This is a genomic window from Eudoraea sp. (assembly GCF_039969275.1).
Classification (GTDB): domain Bacteria; phylum Bacteroidota; class Bacteroidia; order Flavobacteriales; family Flavobacteriaceae; genus Eudoraea.
This window is the reverse complement of the sequence record NZ_JBDVOC010000003.1, coordinates 671,853-678,766: the sequence shown is the minus strand read 5'-3', so window position 1 is coordinate 678,766 and position 6,914 is coordinate 671,853. Positions and strand designations below refer to the sequence as shown.

Genomic DNA, 6,914 nt, shown 5'->3' with positions numbered 1-6,914 from the left:
ATTTTACGTAAAACGTTTAGGTTGTTTATAAGGAGATGAGTTGGGCAAAGGGGAGAATTTAATGGAAGTACAACTTCTATTTGAGCATAGTTCTAACAGAATAACTGAAATATACACCCGTGTGTCAACAAATACTTTTATAAACATTAAAAATCCATTGGATTAGCGGTCTTGACAAAATAGAAATATACTTACCAGTTCGTATATCCGTACGTTGTAAACAATTAAAGAAAAACATGATTTATCTAACTCCTCCAAACGCAGTTGTTCTTTTTCATACCGGTCATATATTTCAGGCCTGTTGAGGATGTTTTCACGTTTTTGCCTAATACTCTGGCCAATTTTTAAAGTTTCTACATTATGTTGTTTTGAGAGGTTACTTTCCGATACAGAAATTTGCAAAAATATTCCCTAAAAGGTCATCGTTGGTGATCTCACCAGTAATCTCCCCAAAATGATAGAGCGCCTGCCGGATATCAATGGCCAGAAGATCACCAGATAAACCCTCTTGCAACCCATGTTGTACTTTTTTAATTTCTTCAAGGGCTTTTAGAAGTGCATCATAATGTCTGCTGTTAGTCACAATAGTCTCATTATTTCTTAAAACTCCTGCATTTACATCATTCAAGAGCTTCGATTTGAGCTCTTCTATTCCAAGACCGGTTTTGGCAGAGAGTAGTTGGTATTCCATTTTGTCCTTATCGCTTAACAATTCATTCAATTTGTTCTTTAAATTCAATAATTTATCAGTAGGAAGAAGGTCCGTTTTATTAATCAGGGCGATTAAAGGTTTTGAGGGATATTTAGTTCTAATCTTTTTTAATTCATTATAAAAGCTCGCTTCATGATCCAATACATCCATAGCTGATATCAGAAATAATACCACTTCCGCTTTTTCCATTTTCTCATAGGTCCTTTCAATACCTATTCGTTCTACTTTGTCGGAAGTTTCGCGGATCCCGGCAGTATCTATAAATCGAAATCCAATACCTCCAATTGTAATTTCATCCTCTATACTATCTCTGGTTGTTCCGGCAATTTCGGATACAATGGCACGTTCCTCTTTTAACAGTGCGTTAAGGAGCGTAGATTTGCCAACATTGGGTTCCCCGACAATGGCAATGGGAATTCCACTTTTTATAACATTTCCCATGGCAAAGGAATCTACCAGTCCCTTTAGAACGCTTTCAATTCTGCTTAGTAAACCCTCAAATTCTTCTCTGTCCGCAAATTCAACATCCTCTTCAGAAAAGTCCAACTCCAATTCAATCAAGGAGGCAAAGTTTAAAAGTTCTTCCCTCAGGAGTTTGATTTCATTGCTAAAACCGCCCCGCATCTGTTGCATAGCAATTTTGTGAGATGCCTCATTTTCGCTGGATATGAGATCAGCAACTGCTTCGGCCTGACTCAGATCCATTTTACCGTTCAAAAATGCCCGCAAAGTAAATTCACCCGCATTTGCCATGCGACAACCTTGCCTGATGAAAACCTGAATAATTTGTTGTTGGATGTATAAGGATCCATGACATGAAATTTCAACTACATTCTCTCCTGTATAACTGTTTGGTCCTTTAAAAACGGATACCAGGACCTTATCTATAGTAGTATCTCCAGCCATTATATAACCTAAATGGATGGTATGCGTATTTACTTTTTTTAAATCTTTATTGCTAACAGACCTGAATAATTTTGAAACCAAAGAAATGGCTTCTCTGCCGGATAAGCGAATAACTGCAATAGCACCTGCACCAGATGGTGTGGCCAACGCAATTATAGTATCCTTTGGAATCATAGAGATAATTTTTTCAAAAATAGGTAAAAGCCGGCTATCACTATATAATAGATTTATACGGGCATGATGCTAGAAAACCTAATGAATTATTTATTATAAAATGGAGTTATCAAAAGATTACCTTTCTAAAGTTCCAAATATCCCTAAAATAATGTGTAACATTTTGTAAAAAATTACGTCTTATATATAACATCATCAAAATCAATCAGAAAATGGAAGTTATCAATCAAAGAACAATGCGTGCCGACAGGCAACTGCTTGTTATAGCACACTTGACACAATTATTAAATTATGTAATTGGATTTGGGGGTTTAATTACACCCTTAATTTTATGGCTGACTTCAAAGAATTCTGTTGAAAGTATGGATGAACATGGAAAAGCGATTCTTAATCTTCAGCTCAGTCTGATACTTTACATAGTATTAAGCTTACCTGCAATTCTATTATTTGGACTTGGTATACTTACATTGATAGGGACAGCCATTCTAGGTTTTGTATTACCAATAGTAAATGCCGTTAGGGCCAGTAATGGAGAGTCACCAAGTTATTTTATGACCATAAACTTTTTAGCGTAAATACATAAATTAAAAAACAAAAAACCCAATCCGAGTAGATTGGGTTTTTTTATTATATACCGATTTCCGGAAACAAATCCATTATTACATTACTTCCCCGCGGCAAAATTCTCCACCATTAAGGCTGGAACCTCCTTCAATGGTAAAATCGCCATAGGTATAGCCAAGAATGTTGGGTTCTGTACAACTGGTATCAATGGTAGTATTATGTACACCTTCAACGGAAATATGGATTTCTCCACCCAGTGTGTTGTTACTATCAAAACCATTAAGATTAAATAATTCTCCGGGGCTAAGTTTTGCTCTATAAATTTGTTTTTTACCTTTTGTACCGGTAATACTAATTATGGCGTCTTCAGCACCATTATAACGTAAATCCAGTCGGGTAACATTCCCACTGCAGTCACAACTTGCAGCCTGGTCGGACCCATCTTCATTGGAATCGCTTGGACATTCCCCTAATGAATCTCCATGGTCTAAATGAGCCTGAATGGCCTCTGGTGGCAGATATAAGGTTATGAAGTTCCAGTCGTTTCCAATTTGGAGTTTATGACAAATATATTGAAACTCTTTCTTTTTAGATTTCGAATAAACCGCATTTAAGGTTTCGTTGTTTTGATCTAAATCATCAATCTGACAGGAGAACAAAAGGAAAAAACTGAAAAGGTAGTAGAGATCTTTTTTCATAATGTAGGTAGATTTGGGTTAAATTGTAATATTCATATCAAGAAACGCTCGTAAAAGCAATGGGATTGGGGACATCCGTCAAACAGCCAAAAAACTTGTTAAAACGGATAAAACAACGTATTTCCGTTTAGAAATAGGCTGCCAGAATTTAGGAGTGAAGATTTTTACCTTATTTAAGTGAAACCAGGCTTAGCTTGTTCCTGATTGCTATAATAGCTTAATTATTAAGCATCACCGGCATTACAAGCATAGTTACCATTTCGCCCTCGTCAAGGCCATCTATTGGTGTTAGTATACCCGCTCTGTTGGGAAGACTCATTTCCAAACATATTTCTTCTGAGGTCAGATTTCCGAGCATCTCAACTAAAAAACGGGAATTAAACCCAATTTGCATGTCGTCTCCCTGATAGGAGCAGGTTAGCCTTTCTTCCGCTTTATTACTGTAATCAATATCTTCAGCAGAAATATTTAATTCGGCCCCGGCAATTTTCAGCCTTATTTGATGAGTAGTTTTGTTAGAGAAAATAGAGACCCTCCTTACTGAACTAAGGAGTTGATTTCTGGAGATGGTTAATTTATTTGGATTCTCTTTTGGAATTACCGCCTCATAATTTGGATATTTACCATCTATCAACCGGCAAATTAGTTCGGTATTATCAAAGCTAAATTTTGCATTACTATCGTTGTATTCAATTTTTACCGTTTCTTCGCTTCCCGTGAGAATACCCTTTAAAAGATTTAATGGCTTTTTAGGCATTATAAATTCAGCTACTTCAGAAGCTTTAACATCGTTACGCTGGTATTTTACCAATTTATGGGCATCTGTAGCCACAAAAATTAAATGTTCGGATGAGAACTGAAAAAACACTCCACTCATTACCGGTCTTAAATCATCGTTACCCGCAGCAAAAATCGTTTTATTTATAGCATTGGCAAGAATATCTCCCATGATGTCGGTAGAACTGGGATTTGCAAGTTCAACGGCCTTAGGGAATTCTGCTCCATCCGCATAAGCCAGTGCATATTTACCATGATTAGAACTGATCTCCACCGTATTGTTGTCTTCGACTACAAACGTAAGCGGCTGTTCCGGAAAAGTTTTTAAAGTATCTAGTAAAAGTCTCGCTGGCACAGCTATTGTGCCCTCTGAATCAGAATCAACTTCAAGAACAGAACTCATTGTGGTCTCCAGATCGGAAGCAGACACTGTGAGTTTGTTCTTACTTAGTACAAATAGGAAATTATCAAGAATTGGTAAAGTATTACTGTTATTAATAACCCCACCCAAAACCTGAAGTTGTTTTAATAAATACGTACTGGATACTATAAATTTCATTCGTTATTTATGCTTTTTTTGATTGATTCCGTTCTTCAACAATTTGTGATATTATTGCATGGAATCCAGTTAAACAAATATATCCTAAATGTCCTATTGAATAAAACAAACTTATTAACACTTAGGCGGTATATTTTCTCTTTCTGAAAGTGTTAAAAACCAAACCGAAAAAGATCACAAGTATTACGGGAATACCAACGTTAATCAATTGCCACTTTGTTTTTTGTTCAAAAATATTTTCCGGATCTAATAATGCGATTTTTACTTTCTTATTTCTAATGTTTATAAGTCCGGTATCATCAAGTAGATAATTGATGCTATTCACCAAAAATTCCTTGTTTCCATAAAAATTATTGGTCCATTTGTCATACCCCAGCTCAAGTGGTCTGTTGTTCCTGATTTGGTTTTTTATTACATCTCCATCTGCAACTACGAGCATCTTATTTTCATTCCCTTTGAGTTTAGTGCCTTCTAATTTTACGGGAACAATTCTATTAGTAAATGCAGAGTTAAATGCACCTTCAATAAGTAGTACCAAAGGCTTATTCCCATCATTGTAAATTTCTTTATTTGGAGGGGTATTAATAATGTCCAGACTTATCATTTTTGGTGTGCCTTCGGGCCTTGAAAGCGGTGAACTCGAATACAGTACTGTTTTGCGATAAGAATTGGTAATAGTATCAATACTATTTGCAAATTGAAAGCGAAGTGCCTCCAGATTATTATTAACAGGGTGGTTATTGGGTGAGATAACCATGGGATTGTAAAACCAGGGTACCGGATTATATTGAGAATTATTTCCTTCACCTGTTGCCAGTACTATTTGTGTGAAATATAAATCATTAATAAGTACCGGATTTATCCTGAAGCCATATTTAAAGAAAAAATCGTTCAGGTTTAGGTCTCTTGGAAAAGCCATAGAACTGCCTTTGGAATTAAAGAGACTGTCTAGTTCTATGGCTACCTGGTCTATTAACCAAATAGATTTACCGCCATTTACAATAAACTGGTCTAAGACATATTTTTCTTTATCTGTAAATGCCTCCGTAGGCTTAGCAATTAGAGCCAGATCGTATTCCTTTAATTGATTCAATACTTTTTGCGCATTTTTTTCAACCGAATCCAGGGTAATAGCCCCTATATTGTAATAATCTCTTATTGTAGTAAGAAAATCAGCCAAATAAATATCTTGTAATTCTCCATTGCCTTTTATTACCGCGACTCTTTTTTTTGTTTTAATCGCCAGTTTAGTAAAAGCATCTGCGAAAGCATATTCTAAATTTTGCACAGAATTATTCACCCGCTGTTCTGAAGAAGCTCCCAATTTGTTTTTCAAAAGAGCTACTTTAATGGTTTTATTATTGTAATTGACCATGGCCCAGGGAAAAAGAATTTCCTGTGATACTCTTCCATTTTCTTCAACTGTTATATTCGCCGGAGTTAATCCCAGACTTTGCAATTCCGAAAGTGTGGCTTCGGCCCGGGTATTATCTGCCAGCGGATCTACAAAATTATATTTGACATTGTTGTTCTTTGAGGCAAATTCCTCTAATATCTGTTTGGTCTCTGTTTTTAATTTTGCAAATTCGGCAGGTAAATCCCCTTCCAGGAGTACATCAATAACAACAGGGGAATTGAAACCTGATACCACTTCTGTTGCCTGTTCAGACAGGGTATATCTTTTATCTTCTGTAAGATCTATTCTTGTATAAATTAAACTCGCACCTACATTAACCAATATAAATACAAGCAAAGCAAGACCATTAGTAAGTAACTTTTTTCGCTTCATTACCTGGAATGATTTTTTAATTGGACAATTGCAAAAAATAGAAAAAGTACAGACAGACTGAAGAAATAAATTAAATCCCTGCTGTCCAAAACCCCTCTTGAAATTCCTTCGAAATGAGATTTCATACCCAATGAAATTACAAACTGCGCCATGTCACCATCAGTGAAAAGTGTTGAAATTGCTTCAAATCCATAATAGAACATAAAGCAACCAACCAGAGCGAGGATAAAAGCTACAATTTGATTTTCGGATAAAGTGGATGTAAAAACTCCAATAGCTGTGTAACTCATGGCTAAGAAAAACAGTCCAAAATAAGACCCATAAACAAGTCCCCAATCCAAATTACCTTGTGTAATACCCAATTGTGAAATACAAATAGTATAAAGGAAGGTTGGAATCAGTGCAATTACTACAAGGAATAAAGCGCCAAAAAATTTACCGTATACGGTTTGTACTAGACTCAATGGTTTTATAAAAAGTAATTCTAATGTACCAGCTTTCTTTTCCTCGGAAAAGCTCTTCATTGTTACGGCAGGAATTAGGAACAAAAACACCCAGGGAGTTAAAAGAAAAAATTTACTCAAATCTGCAAAACCGTACTCAAATATGTTAAAGTCACCTTTAAACACCCATAAAAACAGTCCGTTGAGCACCAGGAAAAAGCCAATAATCAGATAACCAACCGGTGTTGTGAAGAATGAAAATACTTCTCTTTTAAAAATGGCAAGCATAGGT

6 protein-coding genes are annotated in these 6,914 nt (G+C 35.8%); 1 reads left to right on the top strand and 5 read right to left on the bottom strand.

Going from position 1 to position 6,914, the window contains the following annotated elements; all coding sequences use genetic code 11:
- Positions 1-376: 376 nt before the first annotated feature.
- Positions 377-1,792 (bottom strand): tRNA uridine-5-carboxymethylaminomethyl(34) synthesis GTPase MnmE, encoded by a 1,416-nt coding sequence (gene mnmE, locus ABJH90_RS03950; RefSeq protein ID WP_348142769.1) that lies wholly within the window; start codon positions 1,790-1,792, stop codon positions 377-379.
- 212 nt (positions 1,793-2,004) lie between these two features.
- Between mnmE and ABJH90_RS03945 the strand changes: the two genes are divergently transcribed.
- A complete protein-coding gene (locus tag ABJH90_RS03945) occupies positions 2,005-2,367 on the top strand; it encodes a DUF4870 domain-containing protein (RefSeq protein WP_348142766.1) in 363 nt (120 codons plus the stop codon).
- A gap of 84 nt (positions 2,368-2,451) precedes the next feature.
- Here ABJH90_RS03945 and ABJH90_RS03940 read toward each other — a convergent pair whose 3' ends face one another.
- From ABJH90_RS03940 to gldF, 4 genes are all read right to left on the bottom strand, one after another.
- Positions 2,452-3,054, bottom strand: a complete 603-nt coding sequence (locus tag ABJH90_RS03940) for a hypothetical protein (protein ID WP_348142764.1) — start codon at positions 3,052-3,054, stop codon at positions 2,452-2,454.
- 217 nt (positions 3,055-3,271) lie between these two features.
- Positions 3,272-4,390, bottom strand: a complete 1,119-nt coding sequence (gene dnaN / locus ABJH90_RS03935; RefSeq protein ID WP_348142761.1) for a DNA polymerase III subunit beta — start codon at positions 4,388-4,390, stop codon at positions 3,272-3,274.
- Positions 4,391-4,511: 121 nt separating this feature from the next.
- Positions 4,512-6,179 carry a gliding motility-associated ABC transporter substrate-binding protein GldG gene (gene gldG, locus ABJH90_RS03930; protein WP_348142758.1) on the bottom strand — a complete coding sequence of 556 codons (1,668 nt, stop codon included), beginning with the start codon at positions 6,177-6,179 and terminating at the stop codon, positions 4,512-4,514.
- Positions 6,179-6,910, bottom strand: coding sequence for a gliding motility-associated ABC transporter permease subunit GldF (gene gldF, locus ABJH90_RS03925; protein WP_348142755.1), 732 nt, complete (start codon positions 6,908-6,910; stop codon positions 6,179-6,181). The genes gldG and gldF overlap by 1 nt, the downstream gene beginning before the upstream one ends.
- Between the last annotated feature and the right edge of the window lie 4 nt (positions 6,911-6,914).

Excerpts from the sequence above, each read along its gene's own strand:
- gldG (WP_348142758.1), bottom strand. The coding sequence starts at position 6,179 with ATGAAGCGAAAAAAGTTACTTACTAATGGTCTTGCTTTGCTTGTATTT.
- mnmE (WP_348142769.1), bottom strand. The coding sequence starts at position 1,792 with ATGATTCCAAAGGATACTATAATTGCGTTGGCCACACCATCTGGTGCA.
- ABJH90_RS03940 (WP_348142764.1), bottom strand. The coding sequence starts at position 3,054 with ATGAAAAAAGATCTCTACTACCTTTTCAGTTTTTTCCTTTTGTTCTCC.
- dnaN (WP_348142761.1), bottom strand. The coding sequence starts at position 4,390 with ATGAAATTTATAGTATCCAGTACGTATTTATTAAAACAACTTCAGGTT.
- ABJH90_RS03945 (WP_348142766.1), top strand. The coding sequence starts at position 2,005 with ATGGAAGTTATCAATCAAAGAACAATGCGTGCCGACAGGCAACTGCTT.
- gldF (WP_348142755.1), bottom strand. The coding sequence starts at position 6,910 with ATGCTTGCCATTTTTAAAAGAGAAGTATTTTCATTCTTCACAACACCG.